Origin of the sequence: Streptococcus sp. k-90 (genome assembly GCF_013277565.1) — a bacterium.
Lineage (GTDB): Bacteria > Bacillota > Bacilli > Lactobacillales > Streptococcaceae > Streptococcus.
The window spans coordinates 52,991-72,098 of sequence record NZ_VMNE01000022.1 but is presented as its reverse complement, the minus strand read 5'-3'; the positions used below and the strand labels follow the sequence as shown (position 1 = coordinate 72,098).

General features: G+C 43.0%; 22 protein-coding genes and 1 tRNA gene. 3 read left to right on the top strand and 20 right to left on the bottom strand.

Translation table 11 applies throughout. The features are described from left to right. Window positions 1-3: 3 nt before the first annotated feature. Window positions 4-74: transfer RNA gene (locus HT734_RS07685), tRNA-Cys, on the top strand. Between the two features lie 198 nt (window positions 75-272). On the opposite strand, the gene HT734_RS07680 is transcribed toward HT734_RS07685, so the two are convergent. The 11 genes from HT734_RS07680 to HT734_RS07630 form a co-directional block, all read right to left on the bottom strand. Then, a complete protein-coding gene (locus tag HT734_RS07680) occupies window positions 273-1,604 on the bottom strand; it encodes a hemolysin family protein (protein WP_173277229.1) in 1,332 nt (443 codons plus the stop codon). Between the two features lie 351 nt (window positions 1,605-1,955). Further along, window positions 1,956-2,780 (bottom strand): DNA-entry nuclease EndA, encoded by an 825-nt coding sequence (gene endA / locus HT734_RS07675; protein ID WP_173277227.1) that lies wholly within the window; start codon window positions 2,778-2,780, stop codon window positions 1,956-1,958. Window positions 2,781-2,818: 38 nt separating this feature from the next. Continuing rightward, complete coding sequence (locus HT734_RS07670) at window positions 2,819-3,013, bottom strand: DNA-directed RNA polymerase subunit beta (RefSeq protein ID WP_173277225.1); 195 nt, start codon at window positions 3,011-3,013, stop codon at window positions 2,819-2,821. After that, the gene (gene murA / locus HT734_RS07665; protein ID WP_173277223.1) at window positions 3,000-4,283 is read right to left on the bottom strand and encodes a UDP-N-acetylglucosamine 1-carboxyvinyltransferase; all 1,284 of its coding nucleotides are present in this window, start codon (window positions 4,281-4,283) and stop codon (window positions 3,000-3,002) included. Before murA ends, HT734_RS07670 begins: the two co-directional genes overlap by 14 nt. A gap of 23 nt (window positions 4,284-4,306) precedes the next feature. Next, window positions 4,307-4,537 carry a DUF1146 family protein gene (locus HT734_RS07660; RefSeq protein WP_063612229.1) on the bottom strand — a complete coding sequence of 77 codons (231 nt, stop codon included), beginning with the start codon at window positions 4,535-4,537 and terminating at the stop codon, window positions 4,307-4,309. 57 nt (window positions 4,538-4,594) lie between these two features. Continuing rightward, window positions 4,595-5,632, bottom strand: coding sequence for a SepM family pheromone-processing serine protease (locus tag HT734_RS07655; protein ID WP_173277221.1), 1,038 nt, complete (start codon window positions 5,630-5,632; stop codon window positions 4,595-4,597). Continuing rightward, window positions 5,616-6,104, bottom strand: coding sequence for a pantetheine-phosphate adenylyltransferase (coaD, locus tag HT734_RS07650; protein WP_173277219.1), 489 nt, complete (start codon window positions 6,102-6,104; stop codon window positions 5,616-5,618). Before coaD ends, HT734_RS07655 begins: the two co-directional genes overlap by 17 nt. Beyond that, window positions 6,094-6,633 (bottom strand): 16S rRNA (guanine(966)-N(2))-methyltransferase RsmD, encoded by a 540-nt coding sequence (rsmD, locus tag HT734_RS07645; RefSeq protein WP_173277217.1) that lies wholly within the window; start codon window positions 6,631-6,633, stop codon window positions 6,094-6,096. Before rsmD ends, coaD begins: the two co-directional genes overlap by 11 nt. 64 nt (window positions 6,634-6,697) lie before the next feature. Continuing rightward, entirely contained in the window at window positions 6,698-7,690 is a 993-nt protein-coding gene (asnA, locus tag HT734_RS07640; RefSeq protein WP_173277215.1) for an aspartate--ammonia ligase, read from the bottom strand. A gap of 111 nt (window positions 7,691-7,801) precedes the next feature. Next, the gene (locus HT734_RS07635; protein ID WP_173277213.1) at window positions 7,802-8,485 is read right to left on the bottom strand and encodes a Bax inhibitor-1/YccA family protein; all 684 of its coding nucleotides are present in this window, start codon (window positions 8,483-8,485) and stop codon (window positions 7,802-7,804) included. Between the two features lie 54 nt (window positions 8,486-8,539). Continuing rightward, complete coding sequence (locus HT734_RS07630) at window positions 8,540-9,280, bottom strand: RNA methyltransferase (protein ID WP_173277211.1); 741 nt, start codon at window positions 9,278-9,280, stop codon at window positions 8,540-8,542. 33 nt (window positions 9,281-9,313) lie between these two features. Here HT734_RS07630 and HT734_RS07625 point away from each other — a divergent pair, with 33 nt between their 5' ends. Both HT734_RS07625 and yidC read left to right on the top strand, forming a co-directional pair. Next, window positions 9,314-9,592, top strand: a complete 279-nt coding sequence (locus HT734_RS07625; protein ID WP_001174616.1) for an acylphosphatase — start codon at window positions 9,314-9,316, stop codon at window positions 9,590-9,592. A 77-nt stretch (window positions 9,593-9,669) separates the two neighbouring features. Then, window positions 9,670-10,596, top strand: a complete 927-nt coding sequence (yidC, locus tag HT734_RS07620; protein WP_173277209.1) for a membrane protein insertase YidC — start codon at window positions 9,670-9,672, stop codon at window positions 10,594-10,596. Window positions 10,597-10,671: 75 nt separating this feature from the next. Here yidC and pflA read toward each other — a convergent pair whose 3' ends face one another. The 9 genes from pflA to rsmA all read right to left on the bottom strand — a co-directional run bounded on the left by pflA (window position 10,672) and on the right by rsmA (window position 19,075). Further along, a complete protein-coding gene (pflA, locus tag HT734_RS07615; protein ID WP_001288286.1) occupies window positions 10,672-11,466 on the bottom strand; it encodes a pyruvate formate-lyase-activating protein in 795 nt (264 codons plus the stop codon). A 125-nt stretch (window positions 11,467-11,591) separates the two neighbouring features. Then, window positions 11,592-12,842: a diaminopimelate decarboxylase gene (locus HT734_RS07610; protein WP_173277207.1), complete on the bottom strand. Its 1,251-nt coding sequence runs from the start codon at window positions 12,840-12,842 to the stop codon at window positions 11,592-11,594. 66 nt (window positions 12,843-12,908) lie between these two features. Further along, window positions 12,909-13,736: a pur operon repressor gene (gene purR, locus HT734_RS07605; RefSeq protein WP_173277206.1), complete on the bottom strand. Its 828-nt coding sequence runs from the start codon at window positions 13,734-13,736 to the stop codon at window positions 12,909-12,911. 105 nt (window positions 13,737-13,841) lie between these two features. Then, window positions 13,842-14,783, bottom strand: coding sequence for a 3'-5' exoribonuclease YhaM family protein (locus HT734_RS07600; RefSeq protein WP_173277204.1), 942 nt, complete (start codon window positions 14,781-14,783; stop codon window positions 13,842-13,844). Further along, window positions 14,773-16,029, bottom strand: coding sequence for a DNA recombination protein RmuC (locus tag HT734_RS07595; RefSeq protein WP_173277202.1), 1,257 nt, complete (start codon window positions 16,027-16,029; stop codon window positions 14,773-14,775). The genes HT734_RS07600 and HT734_RS07595 overlap by 11 nt, the downstream gene beginning before the upstream one ends. Window position 16,030: 1 nt before the next feature. After that, window positions 16,031-16,693, bottom strand: coding sequence for a thiamine diphosphokinase (locus HT734_RS07590; protein WP_173277199.1), 663 nt, complete (start codon window positions 16,691-16,693; stop codon window positions 16,031-16,033). Next, entirely contained in the window at window positions 16,656-17,312 is a 657-nt protein-coding gene (rpe, locus tag HT734_RS07585) for a ribulose-phosphate 3-epimerase (RefSeq protein WP_124788247.1), read from the bottom strand. The genes HT734_RS07590 and rpe overlap by 38 nt, the downstream gene beginning before the upstream one ends. 10 nt (window positions 17,313-17,322) lie before the next feature. Next, a complete protein-coding gene (gene rsgA / locus HT734_RS07580) occupies window positions 17,323-18,201 on the bottom strand; it encodes a ribosome small subunit-dependent GTPase A (protein ID WP_136936898.1) in 879 nt (292 codons plus the stop codon). Window position 18,202: 1 nt separating this feature from the next. Beyond that, a complete protein-coding gene (gene rsmA / locus HT734_RS07575; RefSeq protein WP_173277197.1) occupies window positions 18,203-19,075 on the bottom strand; it encodes a 16S rRNA (adenine(1518)-N(6)/adenine(1519)-N(6))-dimethyltransferase RsmA in 873 nt (290 codons plus the stop codon). Window positions 19,076-19,108: the final 33 nt, after the last annotated feature.

The following is a 19,108-nucleotide window of genomic DNA, read 5'->3' as shown; positions in this document are numbered from 1 at the left end:
TAAGGCGGTATAGCCAAGTGGTAAGGCACGGCTCTGCAAAAGCTTGATCGTCGGTTCAAATCCGTCTACCGCCTTCTATAACTTGATTTATCAAGTTGCAAATGAACAGAAAGCCCCGTTTGAAGGGCTTTTTTCTTTTTCATCGGATAAATACGAATAACTTTTAAAAAACTTTTGGGGTAAGTTTGGGGCCAAGTTTTTTCAAGGATACTATTCCCTTTTAAAATCAACTGAAAAAAGCTTCGTCACGCATGGTGACAAAAGCCTCTAGTTTACTCTGTTTCTTCTTCTATTTCGACTTCTGTGATTTGGACTTTTACCTTGGTAACACGTCCATTTTTCACCTTATCATTGGTTAGGATAAGCTGTTTGTTTTGGCTGACCAATTCATAGCTGAGTTTCTCAGTCGTTGGAATACTCCCAATTCCTGTTAAATAATAACCAGCGATGGTATCAACGTCATCACTTTCCAGCTCAACATCAAAGTAGCTATTAAAATCATTGAGATTCATGGTACCTTGAACAATGTAAGTATCATCGCCAATCTGATGAACATCTATTGCTGCTTTGTCCGTTTCATCATCGATTTCCCCAACGATTTCCTCTAAGAGGTCTTCCAGGGTCACCAAACCAGCCATCCCACCGTATTCATCTAGCAAGATTGCCATTTGTCTTTGGGTATTGCGAAATTCTTTTAGCAAGTCATCCACAAAAATGGTTTCAGGAACAAAGAGTGGATCTTGTAAAATTCTCTTCCAAACAATATTGTCAAAACCGTCTACAAAGCCTGCCTTAAGAAGACTCTTGGTATGAATAATCCCAATCACGTTATCCTTGTCTCCATCATAGACAGGGATACGAGAATAATTCTGTTTCAAAATATTTTGGATAATGGTTTGACTATCATCCTGAATATCCACCATAAAGGCATCTGTTCGAGGAACCATGACCTCTCTGGCCATTAATTCGTCCAGTGAAAAAATTCCCTGTAACATCTCAATTTCGTCAGCATCTAGTGTTTCTTCACTATTTGTCAGCATGTAGGCAATTTCATCACGGGTCATTTTTTCATCAGCATCGTCAAAGGCCACAGGAGTCAAGCGACTCAAAAGATTAGTAGACGCAGACAAGAGCCAAACAAAGGGACTAACTAGTTTTCCCAGCCCAATAATAACTGGCGCTGTACGAATCGCCAAGGCATCCTTTAGATTAAGAGCGATTCTCTTAGGATACAATTCCCCAAAAACGATGGAAATATAAGTCAAAAATGCTAAAGATAGAAAACTTGCAATAGCATAAGCTGTTTCGCTATTTCCAAGCCAAGAGACAATTTCTCGTCCTAGAGTTTCTGCCAAACTCGCCCCTGACAAAATCGTAATCAGGGTAATCCCTACTTGAATGGTTGATAAAAAATGATTTGGATTTTCTAGTACCTTCAACAGACGGATATAGCGTCTATCTCCTTCTTCTGCCTTTTGTTCAACCCGCGCACGGTTTAGTGACACCATGGCCATTTCTGTGGCTGAGAAAAAGGCATTTAACACCGTCAAGATAAACAATAAAACAAATTGTAGCAACAAGTTCTGACTACTTGGGTCTTCCATAGTTCTTCTCCTAAAATAGTATCTTATCCTTTATTATATCACAAAATATGATCCAATACATATTATTTTTTCTCATACTCTTCGAAAATCTCTTCAAACCACGTCAACTTAACCTTGCCTTATGTATGGTTACTGACTTCGTCAGTTCTATCTGCAACCTCAAAACAGTGTTTTGAGCTGACTTCGTCAGTCTTATCTGCAACCTCAAAGCAGTACTTTGAGCAACCTGCGGCTAGCCTCCTAGTTTGCACTTTGATTTCCATTGAGTATCAGTGTCTATTGTAGCCCTGCTGAAACTGGTAAAAGAAGAACTCCTACATCCACAAGTGACATAGGAGTTTATGTTATCTTTTACTGAGTTACAGTCACTTCTCCAGTTCGGTAATCCAGTTGAAGCCCCTTTTGAACATTGGGAACTAGAACATTAAATTCCAATTCTCCGTCTGAAGACTTGGCTTCAATCTGTGAAGCTGAAGGAACTAAGTCCTCGTTTGAAGCGTAATAAAGGGTTACACGGTAACGGACACGCTTGTTTTGGTCCAAGGCTTTACGTACCATACTTTCATAGTAGTTTTGACCAGTCGAATCCTCGGCCTGTGCCTGATTTGCCCAAGCTGTCTGAACAGCAATGTTTTTAGGATTGCTTGTTGAGGCATCAAAACCATCTAAGCCACCGATTAAAGCATAGCCTAACAAGTGACCTCTATCGACTGCATGAGTATAAGTCCCCTTTAGATTCTTAACCTGATGCCAGCCTGGAGGAGTCCAAGAAGTCGAACCATTCCCAGTTTCTTCACGATTCTTGTACTGGCGAGTAGCCTTAGACAAGAGGGCATTTGCTACAGTTGGCACTGTTTCCTTGCCCACTGTCTTTGTTTTATTATCAGCGTAAGGCTTACTTGAAACCTTGGCATCTAGGTTTGTTTTATTACCATTGACGATAAAAGCACCTGATCCATTCCACTCAAGGTTCCCTTTTATTTGGCTTTTGACTGCATCTGTTAAGACACTTTCCGCCAATGCTTGACTAGGAGCTTCAGAAGCTTGGTTCTTCTGACTAAGCTTGGTTTTGGGACTATTAGGTGCCGACTGCATCTGCTTGATGTAATAGCTTCCTGCAGATAAGAGTAATAACACTAGCAGTCCGATCAGTGTCTGTCTTGTTTTTTTATTCATATTTCTCCTTATCTTTAGAAAAAGGCTGGTTTTCCAGCCTAATTTCCTGTAAATTTATGAATCAATTCCTGCCATTTTGCTGGAGACAGGATAGCCCATGGATCTTGACCCTTGCCCAAGATTCCATAGCCTACCATTAGACCGATTCCTAGGGCCAGAGTACCTAAAATCAGTACCAGAATGACTAAAAGTAAACGCTTGATTACGTAGCTTGATTTCTTATTCGTCTTCATCACTTGCCTCAATCCGCTGAATCTTAGCACCTAGCTGCGCCAATTTCTCATGGAAACGGTAGTAACCTCTATCCAAGTGAACCAATTTACCGACCACAGTTTCTCCCTGTGCTACTAAACCTGTCAAAATCAAGGCTGCACTGGCACGAAGGTCAGTAGAAAGAACTTCCGCTCCCTGCAAAGGTTGTCCACCAACAATACGAGCTGTGTCACGAATAATCTCAGAATGCAAGCCCATGCGACGCATCTCTTCTAGGTGTTGGAAACGATTTTCGAAAACTGTTTCCACCATGGTTGATTCACCTTTTGCGACTGTCATCAAGGCTGTAAATTGAGCCTGCATATCTGTTGGAAATCCTGGGTGGGGCAAGGTTTTTACATGGACAGCTTTTAGATTTTCTAGTTGAGAACGAACACGAATTCCTTCGTCTTCTTCAATTACTTCAACACCCATTTCAAGTAACTTGGCAATCAAGGGACGGTTATGCTCCCAGACAGCGTCTTTAATCAAGACATCACCACCGGTCATGGCAGCAGCCACCATAAAGGTTCCTGCTTCGATACGATCTTGGACTACATTGTGAGTCGTACCATGAAGTTTCTCAACACCAGTAATGGTAATGGTCTCTGTGCCAGCACCTTTAACCTTGGCTCCCATTTCATTAAGGAGAATAGCTAAATCAACAATCTCAGGCTCACGCGCAGCATTTTCAATCACTGTCACACCATCAGCCAGGGTCGCAGCCATCATCAAGTTCTGCGTAGCACCAACACTTGGAAAGTCCATATAGATATGGGCACCATGTAAGCGGTCAGCCTTGGCTTCGATATAACCAGCTGTCTGACTAATCTTAGCCCCCATAGCTTCTAGACCTTTCAAATGAAGATCAATAGGACGGCTACCAATGGTACAACCACCTGGCATAGATACCTTGGCATGACCTACACGGGCAAGAATTGGCCCCAAGACAACGATGGATGCGCGCATCTTGCTGACATACTTGTAAGGGGCTTCCTCAGTGATATCGCCAGTCGCGTCCACTTCGACAAGATGAGCTTCCTCATCAAAATCCACCTTGGCATTCAAACCACGAACCACCTGATTCATGGTGAAAACATCTGACAGGATAGGAACGTTCTGCAAGACGGTCTTCCCTTCACTTGCTAGAATAGTCGCTGCCAACAAGGGCAAGACTGCATTCTTTGCTCCTTCGATAGTAACACTTCCTACCAGACGATTATCGCCACCTTGAACCACAATTTTTTCCATACTTATTTCCTTTACTCTTGATTTTATAATAGTCCTCTAAGCGCTTCTTGCCACAGTTGATACAGGCTGATAAAGAAAGAACTCATGATGTAGCCCATTACAATGCTGAAAAGAGCTATCAATAAACGGACTTTTCTTGTATTCTCAGCTGTCACTTTTAAAACCTTTTCCCATCTAACAAGATCCTTTAAAAGGTAAAAACTCACATAAATAAAGAGCATGTGACTGCTTAGAGTGAATAATAATTGAACCATTTGACTATTATACCATCTTCTCTGTTTGTGCGCTAGTTTGGAAACTTCACTTAAAAATTAGGGATTGTTTTTCAAGTAATCAATTGCATCTTGTAGAGTTTTAACGGGAACAATTTTCATATCTGTCTTAATTGTTTTGGCTGCTTCTAGGGCTGTCTGATAATTGTTTTTCGCATCCGGATGCGCTTTTTGTTCTTCTTCGCTAACAGGATTATCTGGGGCAAAGAAAATAGCGGCACCTTCTCTAGCCGAAGCTACAACTTTTTTATCAATACCTCCAATGTCCCCCACATTACCATCACGGTCAATGGTTCCTGTACCGGCAACGATACGGCCATTACGAAGGCCAGGGTCAGCTATTTGGGTATAGATGGCCAGACTAAACATGAGACCTGCACTCGGACCGCCGATACCAGCTGTTGAAAAGCGAATTGGGACATCACTAGTCACTTCTGTACGGTCAATCAAGCCGATTCCAATTCCATTTTTGCCATTTTCTAGCGTAATGATTTTTCCTTCTGCAGACTTGGTTTGCCCATCCTCTTCATAGGTGACCTTGACGGAGTCCCCTAATTTTTGAGAATTGACGTAATCAATCAAGTCTTTGGAACTGTCGAAGGTCTGATCATTGAGTGCGGTAACTGTATCAGAGATGTTGAGAATCCCTTTAAAGGTCGAATTATCCGTCACAGTCAAGACATAAACCCCAAGGTATTTAAGTTCGATATCTTTACCAGCTGTTTTTAGCCCTTGATACTTGGCCATATTTTGCGATGTTTGCATATAGAATTGATTGATCCGCATAAATTCAACATCGGAAGAACCACCTGTAGTCTCTTGGACACTCCGAATATCTGTAAAAGGCGTCAACCAAGCATAAATCATATGGGCTAAAGTGGCATGTTGGACACCAACCGTAACGAACTGATAGGCCCCAGCTTCCTTATCTTCTGTGTCATTTACTTTAAGGACTTGGCGAATATCTTCCGAACCACCTGGAACCTCTATATAATAAGGCAAAGGCACTACAAACGCCAAGAAAGTCACAATCAAGGCCGCAATGACATATAAGGGCCATCTAATCTTTTTTTTCATTTCTTATTTCCTCCAAAATACTCTCAGGAACATAGCAGGCAATACCCTGACCAAACTTCAAAAGTTCTCTAACGCCTGATGAACTGATATAAAGATGTTCCGGTCGGCTATGTAAATAAATGGTCTCTAAATCAGGAGACAGTTGATGGTTGTAGTAATCAAAACTGGATTCATATTGCAAATCAGACGCATTTCTCAAGCCTCGCACTAGACAAGTAGCACCCAATCTTTTTGCAACATCAACCACCAATTCATCATGAGAAGACACGACTTCAACATTCCTCAAATGTTCCAAAGCCTTTTCTAACCCCCGTTTACGATTTTCAATAGGGAGAAATCCTTGTTTGTGGGGATTAAAAAAAACACCGACATAAAGTTTATCAAAAAGTCTGCTCGCCCGTTCAATCATATCCAAATGCCCATTTGTCATCGGATCAAATGAGCCTGTGAATAAGCCAACCTTATCTGACATAGACTGTCACCTTACTAATTCCATAAATTTTTTCCTTCCAGATGCCCAGGCAGGCAATTTCTTCTGGAAGTTCAACGGCCTTATCCGTCTCACACACGACCATGACATCTTCAGAAAAAAGCTCTCTCTCAGCCATTTTTTCAATATCTGCTACGATTTGTTCCTTGGCATAAGGAGGGTCTAAGAAAATGAGGTCAAATTCCTCAGATACCTGTTCCAAGGCCCTCTCCGCATCCATCTTTAGGAGTTGAAATTTTCCAACATCCTTGGTCATCTGAATATTTTCAGCCACGATGGTCTGAGCCTTACGGTCTCGCTCCACTAAAACAGCGCTGGACATGCCACGCGAAACTGCCTCGATAGCTAAACCACCACTACCTGCATAAAGGTCCAAGACGCGTCCCCCTTCAAAGTAGGGACCAATCATGTTAAAAATGGCTCCCCTAACCTTATCCGAAGTGGGTCTTGTCGTCTTGCCTTCTAGTGTCTTGAGGGGACGTCCCCCATAGATTCCTGATACGATTTTCATACCGTTTATTATACCAAATTATGGGCAAAAAGAGAAAGAAAACCGAACCTTGCGGTTCGATTCTCTACAAAATATTTTCGTAAGTATCGCGGACTTCTTGAGGCCAAACACTTGTTTGCACTTCTCCGATGTGTTTCTTGCGAAGTAAGAACATGGCCATACGAGATTGTCCAATTCCTCCACCGATTGTCAATGGGAATAGGCCATTCAACAAGGACTTGTGCCATTCCAATTCCAAGCGGGCTTCATCACCTGTGATTTTCACCTGACGGCGAAGAGTTTCTTCATCCACACGGATTCCCATAGAAGATAGCTCAAAGGCTCCACCTAGAGATTCATTCCAGACAAGAATATCACCATTTAGACCCTTGTAGCCATTTTCAGACTCACTTGTCCAGTCATCATAGTCTGGTGCACGTCCATCGTGCGGTTTACCGTCTGGTAATTCACCACCGATACCAATCAAGAAAACAGCTCCAAATTCTTTACAGATAGCATTTTCACGTTCTTTCGGCGTCAAGTCTGGGTAGCGCTCGACCAACTCTTCTGTATGGATAAAAGTGATTTGTTTTGGCAAGATTGACTCGATATCATAGCGGGCTTCAACAGCTAACTCAGTAAGGCGAATAGCCTTATAAATCTTCTCAACGGTTTCTTTTAGGTAGGCAATGTTGCGTTGTCCATTTGGAATAACCTTCTCCCAATCCCACTGGTCAACATAAACAGAGTGGGTCGCATCCAGCGAATCTTCATCTGGACGAAGGGCCTTCATGTGGACGAAAAGACCTTCACCCTCACCGAAACCAAAACGAGCCAAGGTATGGCGTTTCCATTTAGCAAGTGAATGCACCACTTCATAAGTAGCATCAGGGATTTGGAGAACCTTGACCGATACGGCATTCTCCACACCTGATAAGTTGTCCTGCATCCCGTCACCGACCCTACTCAAGATAGGACCTTGAACTTCGACGACTTCTAGCTTGTCTTTCAAATACTGAGTAAAAGTGTTTTTGACAAAGGAAATTTCTTCTTGTTGGTGGATAAAACTTTTCTTCATAAGCTACTCCTCAAAAATTTAATTAAAAGCATTATACACCTATTTCCAAGAAAAGAAAAGAGAAATTTTAAAAAAATCAGTGTCACTCAAAACACTGATTTCATAGACCTTTTAGTCATTACGACCAAAGATACGTAGAATACTTAGGAAGAGATTGATAAAATCAAGATAGATACTGAGAGCCATTGACACAACCCAACCTGTTGCTACACGACCTTGTGATTGTTCATAGGCAAGGCGAATCTTTTGATTGTCCCAAGCAATCAGCCCAGAGAAGACCAAGACCATGGCTACGCTGATCATATAATCAAAGAAGCCACTAGCCAAGAAAACATTGACTATCATAGCAATAATCAAACCGATGAGAGCTGCCATCATCGCTCGACCAATCCCACTCAAGTCTTTATTGGTGAAGATACCAACTGCCGCCATGACAAAAAAGAGAAGGGCGCTTGATACAAAGGCAGATAAAACTGTCCCTGGAGTATAGAAGGCCACCACAAAACTGAGTGTAAAGCCGTTTAATACTGAGTAAAGTAAAAATACTGGAAGAGCCGCTGGACTATTCCTTGAAGCCATACTGCTAGCAACAAAGACTAGGGCTAGCTCTGCAAAAGTTGCAATGGTCAACCAGAGACGCCCCTGCATCAAAAAGTAAACTAACTGAGACTGAAAGATCGTCAACATAAGGCCTGATACCAAAGCGGATAGTCCGATTCCTAGACCAACAAAGGCATAGACTTTAGCGTAAAATTGATTGAGACCTGCGCGGTCGTGAATAATAGTGTGATTCATCTTTTCTCCTTTTCTATGAACATCTTTCCTTGATTATAACAAAGAAAGTTAAAATTAGCTTAAATGGAAAATTAAAATACCAGCGGCAACTGCAACATTGAGACTCTCTGCCTGACCCTTCATGCTAATATGGACCAATTGATCTGCACTTTCAGCCATGAGGGGACTAATTCCTTGACCTTCATTTCCCATGACTAGTACAAAATTTTCTATAGGAGGCAGTTCTCTGTAATCAACAGAATCTTTAGATAGGGTTGTTGCTAGCACAGGGATAGCTGCCTCTTTGGTTTCCTTAAGAAGCGCTTGACTCGACATCCGGTAAATGGGCAGATGGAAATGACTGCCTTGCATCGAACGCAAGGTCTTGAGACTGTAGATATCTGCTGACTTATCTGAAACAATCACTCCAGTAAAACCTGCTGCATCCGCAGTTCGAATGATAGTTCCCACATTACCAGGATCTTGCACATCTTCCAAAAACAAGAACTTGCCCTGACTCAAGTCAGCTTGCCCTACTTCTTCTTTTTGAACCACCGCAACAATGCCCTGTGGAGTCTGAGAATCCGCCAAATCTAGCAAAATATCCTCTGACACCCAGACAGTTTGCGGAAACGAGGCTAACTGATCTCGGTAATTTTCTAAGGCAAAGATTTTCTCAATCGTAAATCCAGCTTGGACAGCTTCTTCAAACAAGTGCCAGCCTTCAATCAAATAAGCAGACTTGCGGTATTTTTTTTGGTGTAATTTCTTGGCATTTTTTACCACAGAATTGGCTTTTGAGGTTATAATAGTCATAGAAATATTATAACACAATCAAAGGGGTTTGGTATGCAAAAGGTTAGAATGATTGCCCAAGGTAGGGTGCAAGGAGTCGGCTTTCGTTGGGGTGTTTACAGCTTGGCACTTGAAATTGGTGGCATCACAGGTCGAGTATGGAATAACGACGATGGAACAGTGGAAATATTAGCCCAAGCAGACTCATCTGCTACCATGGCAAAATTTATCCAAGAAATCCGCAAAGGACCCACACCTTTTTCAAAAGTCAGCTACTTAGATGTCAAACTAAGCAACTTTCCTCCCTACCCTGACTTTAAAATCGCAAATTAGGTCTCTAGAACTATTGTATATTTTGTAAAAAAACAGTAGAATAGAAAGGTATAATTTTTAAAGAAGGAATAAAAACAGTGAAATCTATTAAACGTTTTGCACTCTCGGCTATGGGAGTGGCTATGTTGCTAGTCTTGACTGGCTGTGTTAGCGTCGATAAAGCCACAGGAAAGCCAATAGGATTTATTTGGAATACGATCGGAGCTCCTATGGCTGAAGCTATCAAGTACTTCGCTACTGATCAAGGTCTAGGCTTTGGTGTCGCTATCATCATCGTAACCATTATCGTGCGCTTGATTATCTTGCCACTTGGTATCTACCAATCATGGAAGGCAACGCTTCACTCTGAAAAGATGAACGCCCTCAAGCACGTCCTTGAGCCACACCAAACACGTCTCAAGGAAGCGACTACTCAAGAAGAAAAACTCGAAGCCCAACAAGCTCTCTTTGCCGCTCAAAAAGAACACGGTATCAGCATGTTTGGTGGTGTAGGATGTTTCCCTATCCTCCTTCAAATGCCTTTCTTCTCTGCAATTTACTTTGCTGCCCAATATACTGAAGGGGTTGCTCAAGCAAGTTACCTAGGCATTCCTCTAGGCTCTCCAAGTATGATTTTAGCTGCCTGCGCTGGTGTCCTTTACTATCTTCAATCACTCCTTTCACTTCACGGAGTAGAAGATGAAATGCAAAGAGAACAAATCAAGAAAATGGCTTACGTGAGCCCAGTCATGATTGCCGGCTTCTCCCTCATCTCACCAGCTAGTGTCACACTTTATTGGGTTGTCGGTGGTTTCATGATGATTCTCCAACAGTTTATCGTCAACTATATCGTTCGTCCAAAACTTCGCAAAAAAGTCCGTGAAGAACTAGCCAAGAACCCACCAAAAGCAAGTGCTTTCTCTAAACCAAATGGACGAAAAGACGTTACCCCTGAACAACCAACTGCTATCACAAGCAAGAAAAAACACAAAAATCGCAACGCTGGAAAACAACGTTCGAGATAAGAAGAAAAAGGCTTAGCTGGTTTGCTAAGTCTTTTTTGCAAGTCAAAAGCCCGATGTTTCCATCAGGCTTCTTTTTTATCCATGTACACGTTTCATATAGTCTTGGTAACTTTCGGTATCCATGAGTTTTTTAGCGTTCTTGACGCGGTCTGCTGTTGGAGGTTTGACTCCTTCGAGTGAATAAGGAATCCCAAGTTCACGCCATTTGAACTCACCCATGGTGTGATAAGGTAAAATTTCAAACTTATCAACATTTTTGAGGGTCTTGACGAACTTACCAAGTTCAATCAAGTCATCATCTCTATCTGTCAATCCTGGAACTAGCACGTGGCGAATCCAGACAGGTTTTCCAATATCTGATAGATACTGGGCACAAGCCAAGATATTTTTATTGGTTTGGCTAGTGACAATCTTGTGCTGTTCTTCGTTGATTTCCTTGATATCCAAGAGGACCAAGTCAGTGACAGCCATGAGCTTGTCAAACTTCTCAAGGTAACGTGGTTTATTACGGAAAGGAAGGGCACAGGTATCCAAGGTACAGTGGATTCCGTGTTCTTTGGCCTTGGTAAAGAGGGCAATCAAGAAATCAATCTGCAAGAGGGCTTCTCCTCCACTGACTGTAATACCGCCCTTATTTCCCCAGAAACCGCGGTAGCGCAAGGCTTCTGTCAAGACATCATCTACCGTCCGTTCACGTGATTTATTGGACTCCATAGCCCAAGTGTCCGGGTTGTGGCAATACTGGCAACGCATGTGACAGCCCTGCAAAAAGACAATAAAGCGAATACCAGGCCCATCTACTGACCCAAAGCTTTCTGTCGAATGCACCATTCCTGTCACTTGTCCATAATCAATTGTTTCTTCAGACATATCGTTACCTTCCTTGAAAACGTTTTATAGTTTTATTATATCATGACTTGAAAGAAAAACAAGATTTTTGCCTATTTTTTAGAAAGCAATCTGTTTTTCAATTTCATTTTCAATTACTTATCATTTTATTCTTCAAAATCAAAGCCATACAAGGTTGCAAAGTAGTCCTCAGGGCGCTCTGCACGGCGGATTTGACGGGCTTTACCTTCTTCGGTATAGAGGATTTCCGCAGAACGAAGTTTGGCGTTGTACTGGTAGCCCATTGAAAAACCGTGGGCACCTGTATCATGAATGACCAGCAAATCACCGATTTCTGTATGAGGCATTTCGCGATTCACTGCAAATTTATCATTGTTTTCACAGAGTGAACCAACCACATCTACAACTTCAGCTGGTCCATCTGGATGGGTCACGTTAGTAATATGATGGTAGGCTCCGTACATAGCTGGACGCATGAGGTTGACTGCTGATGCATCAACACCGAGATAGGTACGGTAGGTTTCCTTCTTATGAGTCACTCTTGTAACCAAAGCTCCGTGAGGGGCCAACATAAAACGACCCAATTCGGTGAAAATCTTGACCTGATCAAGACCTGCTGGCGTAAGAACCTCTTCATAAACCTTACGAACTCCCTCACCAATCAAAGCGATATCATTTGGCTCCTGGTCTGGACGATAGTTGACACCAATACCGCCAGAAAGATTGATAAAGTCTAGCGAAATGCCCAACTTTTCCTTGATTTCAACAGCCAATTCAAAGAGCTGACGCGCCAACTCTGGATAATAGAGATGGGTGACGGTATTGGATGCTAGAAAGGAGTGAATCCCAAAAGTCTTGGCTCCTTTTTCCTTCAAGATGGCAAAAGCTTCAAAGAGCTGGTCCTTGGTCATGCCAAACTTGGCTTCTCCAGGATTATCCATAATATCTGTTCCTAGCTCAAAAACGCCTCCAGGATTGTAACGACATGAGATGATTTCTGGAATACCTGCTGCTCTCTCTAGATGTTCAATATCTTCAAAAGCATCCAAGTTAATGGTCGCACCCAATTCACGCGCATAGGCATATTCCTTGTCTGGCGTGTTATTTGAAGAGAACATAATCTCAGAACCAGGGAAATTCAGTTTATGACTCATCAAAAGCTCTACATAACTAGAGCAATCCACGCCACAGCCTTCCTCTTGGAGAATTTTCAAGATAGCTGGGGTTGGAGTAGCCTTAACTGCAAAATATTCTTTAAAGCCCTTGTTCCACGAAAAGGCTTGGTTGACGGCTCTGGCCTTCTCACGAATTCCCTTCTCATCATACAAGTGAAAGGGAGTTGGGAACTCGGCAACAATCGCTTCTAACTCTTCTCTATTGATAAATGGTGTCTTCATAAGCTTCCTTCTATTCTATTTGCAAAGAAAGGCTGGGACAATCGTTCCAACCTTTAGTTCTATCTCTTATTTATCTTCATCAAAAATATTGCCAACCTCAACATCGATGGCTTGATTCTTGACATCAATATTGGTTACCTTCAAGAGTGACTTGTAGTCAAACTGCTTTTCACGTTCTTCTTGGGCATTGTCCGCAAAGACCGCTACCCCTGCCAATTCTGAATCGAACTCGCGCAAAAGACTAATCATCCCGTTGACAGTTCCGCCACCTTTCAAGAAGTCATCCACAATCAAGACACGACTGCCTGCCTTGAGACTACGTTTTGAAAGGAACATTTTCTCAATGCGGTCACCACTTGAACCTGATACATAGTTGACGCTGACAGTTGAACCTTCGGTAATTTTCAGGTCACGGCGCACAATGACAAAGGGAACATTGAGGACATTGGCAACTGCATTTGCAAGTGGCACACCCTTAGTCGCTACGGTCATAACCGCATCAATTTTTTGGTCCATAAAGCTCTTGGCAATAATACGACCAATATTTTTCAAGATGGCTGGTGTGCTAAGCAAATCAGACAGGTAGATATAGCCACCCGGCAAGATTCGGTCATTTTCTGACAACTTGGCACGCAAGTCCTCAACCATTTCCTTAGCATCATGGTTTGAGATTGATGGTGTAAAGATGACACCTCCGCCAGCCCCAGTCACAGTCTGGATGTGGCCGATTTCGATTTCCTCAAAGGCGCGTTTGATAATGACGATATCTTCTGAGATGGATGATTTAGCAGATTCATACTTTTCAGCAAAAGTATTGAGACTAGTTAGTTTATAAGGATTATTAATCAAATAGTTGGAAATGACAACCATCCGATCACTTCTTCTTAATTTCATTTCTATTTCCCATTTCATTTAATTTTGATATTTTATCTATTATACCATATTCACATAAAAAAACGAACATTCTTATCCTAAAAAATGCTCATTTTTCTTAAATTATTAATCTAAATCTGGTTTATAGAAGGAACGATTGTCCATAGCGAAGATTTTATTGGTCATCTCTCCCTTATCCACCAAAGCAAGAGCTGTTGACATCATCATCATGCTTGCATCCAGATTGTCAATCATATGGATAATCTCTGCTTCCATAATGCGTGGACGGACTGGGCTTCCATACTCAAGTAAGCCGTGGTGACTGAGGATGACGTGACGAAGCAGAACGACTTCTTCCTTGGTATCATCAATGCCAAGTTCCATAACTGTCTTGGTAATTTCGCTATCAATTAGAGCAATATGCCCAAGAAGATTGCCTCTAACTGTGTACTCGGTCTGATCTGGTCCCGTCAACTCGATGACCTTAGCCAAGTCATGCAGCATAATCCCCGCATAAAGCAGACTCTTATTAAGCTGAGGATAGACCTCGCTAACGACATCTGCCAAACGCACCATGGTCGCTGTATGATAGGCCAAGCCCGTTTCAAAGGCATGGTGGTTGGTCTTAGCAGCTGGATAAGAATAGAATTCCTTATCGTACTTGGTGTAAAGATTTCGGACAATTCGTTGCCAGACAGGATTTTCAATTTTAAAAATCATTTGCGACATATAGTCGCGGATTTCCTTAACATCAACTGGTGACTTGACCTTGAAATCAGCTGGATCATTGGGTTCGCCAGGTTGAGGCAGGCGGAGAGTAATTTGATTGACTTGAGGGGTGTTGTTATAAACTTCTCGGCGCCCTTTCATGTGGACAACCTTACCTGCGGTAAAGGCCTCAATGTTATGAGGTTGGGCATCCCAGAGCTTCCCATCAATCTCGCCACTATCATCTTGGAAGGTAAAGGCTAGGTAGTTTTTCCCAGCTCGAGTTTGCCTCAGGTCAGCTGATTTGATTAGGTAAAAGCCTTCAAACAGCTCATCTTTTTTCATGTGACTAATCTTCATATTCTTCCTCATTTTCTTGGAAATGGAGTAGATCAAGCGCAGGCTCACCTTCTGACAACTCAATGTGACGGAGCGTCCGCTCGATAGCTGTGGTGCGACGGTTTAATAATTCATCAATATTGCCAGAGGCATGTTGAAGATGTTTTTGTGCCTTGACCAAAATCCCCCCAAACTTGCCAAACTCAGTCTTGACACTGGCAAGGGTCTTACTGATATGGTCGGCACTCTTTTGAATATTGAGAGTCTTGAAACCAACTGATAGGGAATTAAGGAGAGCTGACAGTGTACTTGGACCTGCAACAATAATCTGCTCCTCCCGTCTCAAGTCATCAAAGAAGACAGGATTGCGGACGATTTCTGAGTAGAGACCTTCTGTCGGAACAAACAAAACTCCAAAATTGGTCGTCCGAGGTGGTGCTATGTACTTGTTCTTGATATCCTTGGCAAAGCGCTTGACGCTTGCTAAGAGTGACTTACGACAGCGTTCGATTTCATCCTTGTCACCTACTTCATAGGCTTCTTCTAGGCGGTAATAATCTGCCAGTGGAAACTTAGAGTCAATTGGCAGATAGACGTATTCCTGGTCGCCTTGCCCAGGAAGCTTGATGGCATACTCCACTCGCTCGCTAGAGTTTTCAACTGTTGCGAATTCTCGTTCATACTGGGCAGGGGTCATGATATCCTCGATGATTTGCCCCAGTTGCAATTCCCCCAGAATTCCTCGCGTTTTGGTTCCTGAGAGAACCTTGTTGAGGGCACCAACATCACGGGCAACTGTCTGCATTTCTCCAAGGCCACGATTGACAGACTCCAGTTGTTTGGAAACTGTCTCAAAGGAGGCCTGCAAGCGCGTCTGCAAGGTCTTTTCTAGTTTTTCCTCGACTGTCTGGCGCATTTGTTCCAAACGTTGCTCATTTGATTCCTGCAAGGCTTGGAGACGTTGGTCAGTCTTATCCCTGGTTTGGAGGAGATTCTCAGTCATTTCTTGACGGACCTGCGTCAGGCCTTGGTGCAATTCGATTCGCACTTCTTGCAAACGGTCGCTGACAGCCACTTCCAAATCTTTTTGGTCCAACTGGCTGGCTTGTCTGGCTTGTTCAAAGCGGTAATCCAACTGGTCTGACAAGTGATCTGCCTGATCCTCCAAGCTCTTGGTCAGATGTTTTTCCTGCTTATCCTGCCTCTGCCAAATCAGAAAGAGTCCAGCTAGGTTGACAATCAATAATAGAACAAGTAAACTTTCCATCCTACCTCCTGTCCTTGCTATGCAGCACGACCACATAGCCATCTGGGCAAGTCACCGAAACTTCCCTATCTATATATTCGTTAGAAGCGTACACTTTTTTAAAGAAAAAATTGTCCTCTGTCAACTCATACTTGGCACCAAGAATAGTCAACTGGCTATCCCGAACCGGCATAAAGGCAAGATAGTCGTAGTCTGAACGAGGTTGAAGCTGACTGATCCCTTCTGGACAATAGGCAATCAAGTTTTGCCCATCCTCAATCGCTATCTGACGCATATAGGGAGCCAACTTAGGATTGCTAGGTAGAAAGACATTAGCCAACATGTGATCAATACGACCACCTAAAGCACCGAAAATAGTAACCTCAACCTGAGGATTTTGCTCAAAGATGGTTAAGAGAGCCAATTCCAAATCAGTATCATCTTTTTCTGGTCGGGCTTGAACAAAATGCTGGGCACGTTTTTGAATCACCTGTCGCTCTTCTTCGGTCACAGAATCAAAATCTCCAACTGCTAGAGCAAGAGGCAAATCTTCTTCCAAGACCCAGAGCGAGCCTCTATCCACACCAACAAAAGCATCAAAATCTGTCCGATAATGACCGCGGTCTCCGCCTGCAAAAACGGCAACCCTAGTCCAGTTGTTTTCTGAGAGTTTGTACTCGCTCATTGACATCTCCCTTAAAGACATAGGAACCTGCTACAAAAACGGTCGCACCAGCTTCTTTGGCTTGAGCAATCGTTTTATCATCAATCCCACCATCCACTTCAATCTCAAAGTTCAAACCTTTTTCATCACGAAGGGCAACCAGCTCACGAACCTTATCCATGGTTTCTGGCAGAAAGGCTTGACCACCAAATCCAGGGTTAACTGTCATGACTAGGACTTGGTCAACTAGATGAAGGACGTGCTTGATAGCTTCAACAGGCGTACCAGGATTGATAACAACAGATGGCTTGACACCGAGTGAACGAATTTTTTGGAGGGCACCATGAATATGAGGCGTTGCTTCTACATGGATGCTGATGATATCTGCTCCCGCACGCGCAAAGTCTTCCAGATGATGCTCTGGATTAGCTACCATCAAATGGCAGTCAAAGACCATCTTGCTATGGGGACGAAGAGATTCGACCACACCCGCACCAAAACTGATTTGTGGCACAAAGTGACCATCCATGATATCGATATGGGCATACTCTGCCCCAGTTGCTTCTAGGCGTTTGATTTCACGTTCAAAGTTGGCATAATCTGCTGCCAGAATTGACGGAGCAATCTTGTATTGAGACATAGGTTTCTCCTTATTTTGGAATTTTTTTGCTGACTTTTTTGTAGGTTTCTCTACGATTTTCAATTTCGCTAAGGAATTGCAGGTAGTTGTCAAAACGGAAGGACGCAATGACTCCCTCCTCGACTGCTGGCTTCACTGCACAGGACGGCTCGTGGGTATGGGTACAAGTACGGAATTTGCAGTCTCGACTGACACTATCAATCTCTGGAAAGGCCTGATTAAGTTCTTCAGCCGTTGACACTTCATAATCCAGTGATGAAAAACCTGGTGTGTCCGCGATTTTACCCCCATTAAGGTTGTAAAAACTAACAGCTCGAGTGGTATGACGACCACGACCCAGACTGTCTGAAATTTCTCCTGTTTCAAGATTAAGGTCTGGTGCGATTTTATTGAGAAGAGTTGACTTCCCAACACCTGTCTGCCCCATAAAGACCGTAACCTTTCCTGTTAACAAAGGCAGGAGTTCCTCTTTACTGGTCACAAAGTCATAGCCGATGTCACCATAAGTCTGTTCATAAAAATCCAATTCTCCTCTATCTTCCAACAAATCCATCTTGGAAATATAGACAATGGGATGGATGCCCTTGTGTTCCAAAAGAACCAAGAAGCGATCCAGCAAATTGCTGTTGAAGTCCGGTTCCTTGACAGACATGATCACTACAGCTTGGTCAATATTGACAATAGGCGGACGGACCAGACTATTTTTCCGTTCGTGAATCTTGAGGATATAGCCCTCTGAATTTTCCTCGGCAGAAAAGTCGACCAAATCCCCAACGTAGGGAGTATGGCCTTTTTTACGGAAATTCCCACGCGCGCGTGTTTGATAAACCTGACCATCACTTTCTACATAGTAGAACCCAGCCAAGGCTTTAATGATTTGTCCCTGCATCTTAGAGTCCTTGCCCTTTAAGCGCATCTGCTAGGCTGGCAAATTCTGCCAAGCTGAGAGCTTCCCCACGTACACTTGGTGACAAGCCCGCTTGGTCCAAGGCCTTGGTCAGCTTGTCCTTGACTTCCTCAGTCTTGCCAAAGTAACCTGTCAAGTTATTCCACAAGGTCTTGCGGCGATGGGTGAAACTAGCCTTGGAAACCTTAAAGAAGAAGTTCTCGTCTTCCACTGCTACGGCTGGCTCTGGACGACGCACCATTTTCAAGATAGCTGAGTCCACATTTGGCGCTGGCACAAAGACCGTACGAGGTACGATAAAGGCAACCTTGGCAGTCATGTAATACTGCACCGCAATCGACAAGCTACCATAAGCCTTGGTATTCGGTTGAGCTGAGATACGATCTGCCACTTCTTTTTGCATCATGACCACAAACTCACTAAACGGAATGCCACTTTCAATCAAGTACATGAGAATAGGCGTCGTGATGTAATAAGGCAAATTAGCCACTACCTTGATGGGCAGGTCAGGATTTTTGAAATTCTGGATATGTTGCGCCAAATCAACCTTGAGAATATCTTCGTTAACTACGGTTACATTATCAAAATCACGCAGGGTATCTGCCAAAATCGGCACCAACCGGTGGTCAATCTCAAAGGCCATGACCTCTGCTGCACGCTCAGCCAGAAACTCGGTCAAGGCACCAATACCTGGCCCGATTTCGATAACATTGACCTGGTCATCAATTTCAGCCGTATCCACGATTTTTTGAAGAATATTGGTATCCGTCAAGAAATTTTGCCCAAAGGACTTTTTAAAGGTAAAACCGTGACGCTCCAGCACTGCCTTAGTCACGCTATAATCTGCAATTCTCATCTATTCTCTTTTCTATTATCTGTTACTACTATT

Coding starts and splice junctions, on each gene's coding strand:
- HT734_RS07680 (WP_173277229.1), bottom strand. CDS start 1,604: ATGGAAGACCCAAGTAGTCAGAACTTGTTGCTACAATTTGTTTTATTG.
- endA (WP_173277227.1), bottom strand. CDS start 2,780: ATGAATAAAAAAACAAGACAGACACTGATCGGACTGCTAGTGTTATTA.
- HT734_RS07670 (WP_173277225.1), bottom strand. CDS start 3,013: ATGAAGACGAATAAGAAATCAAGCTACGTAATCAAGCGTTTACTTTTA.
- murA (WP_173277223.1), bottom strand. CDS start 4,283: ATGGAAAAAATTGTGGTTCAAGGTGGCGATAATCGTCTGGTAGGAAGT.
- HT734_RS07660 (WP_063612229.1), bottom strand. CDS start 4,537: ATGGTTCAATTATTATTCACTCTAAGCAGTCACATGCTCTTTATTTAT.
- HT734_RS07655 (WP_173277221.1), bottom strand. CDS start 5,632: ATGAAAAAAAAGATTAGATGGCCCTTATATGTCATTGCGGCCTTGATT.
- coaD (WP_173277219.1), bottom strand. CDS start 6,104: ATGTCAGATAAGGTTGGCTTATTCACAGGCTCATTTGATCCGATGACA.
- rsmD (WP_173277217.1), bottom strand. CDS start 6,633: ATGAAAATCGTATCAGGAATCTATGGGGGACGTCCCCTCAAGACACTA.
- asnA (WP_173277215.1), bottom strand. CDS start 7,690: ATGAAGAAAAGTTTTATCCACCAACAAGAAGAAATTTCCTTTGTCAAA.
- HT734_RS07635 (WP_173277213.1), bottom strand. CDS start 8,485: ATGAATCACACTATTATTCACGACCGCGCAGGTCTCAATCAATTTTAC.
- HT734_RS07630 (WP_173277211.1), bottom strand. CDS start 9,280: ATGACTATTATAACCTCAAAAGCCAATTCTGTGGTAAAAAATGCCAAG.
- HT734_RS07625 (WP_001174616.1), top strand. CDS start 9,314: ATGCAAAAGGTTAGAATGATTGCCCAAGGTAGGGTGCAAGGAGTCGGC.
- pflA (WP_001288286.1), bottom strand. CDS start 11,466: ATGTCTGAAGAAACAATTGATTATGGACAAGTGACAGGAATGGTGCAT.
- HT734_RS07610 (WP_173277207.1), bottom strand. CDS start 12,842: ATGAAGACACCATTTATCAATAGAGAAGAGTTAGAAGCGATTGTTGCC.
- purR (WP_173277206.1), bottom strand. CDS start 13,736: ATGAAATTAAGAAGAAGTGATCGGATGGTTGTCATTTCCAACTATTTG.
- HT734_RS07600 (WP_173277204.1), bottom strand. CDS start 14,783: ATGAAGATTAGTCACATGAAAAAAGATGAGCTGTTTGAAGGCTTTTAC.
- HT734_RS07595 (WP_173277202.1), bottom strand. CDS start 16,029: ATGGAAAGTTTACTTGTTCTATTATTGATTGTCAACCTAGCTGGACTC.
- HT734_RS07590 (WP_173277199.1), bottom strand. CDS start 16,693: ATGAGCGAGTACAAACTCTCAGAAAACAACTGGACTAGGGTTGCCGTT.
- rpe (WP_124788247.1), bottom strand. CDS start 17,312: ATGTCTCAATACAAGATTGCTCCGTCAATTCTGGCAGCAGATTATGCC.
- rsgA (WP_136936898.1), bottom strand. CDS start 18,201: ATGCAGGGACAAATCATTAAAGCCTTGGCTGGGTTCTACTATGTAGAA.
- rsmA (WP_173277197.1), bottom strand. CDS start 19,075: ATGAGAATTGCAGATTATAGCGTGACTAAGGCAGTGCTGGAGCGTCAC.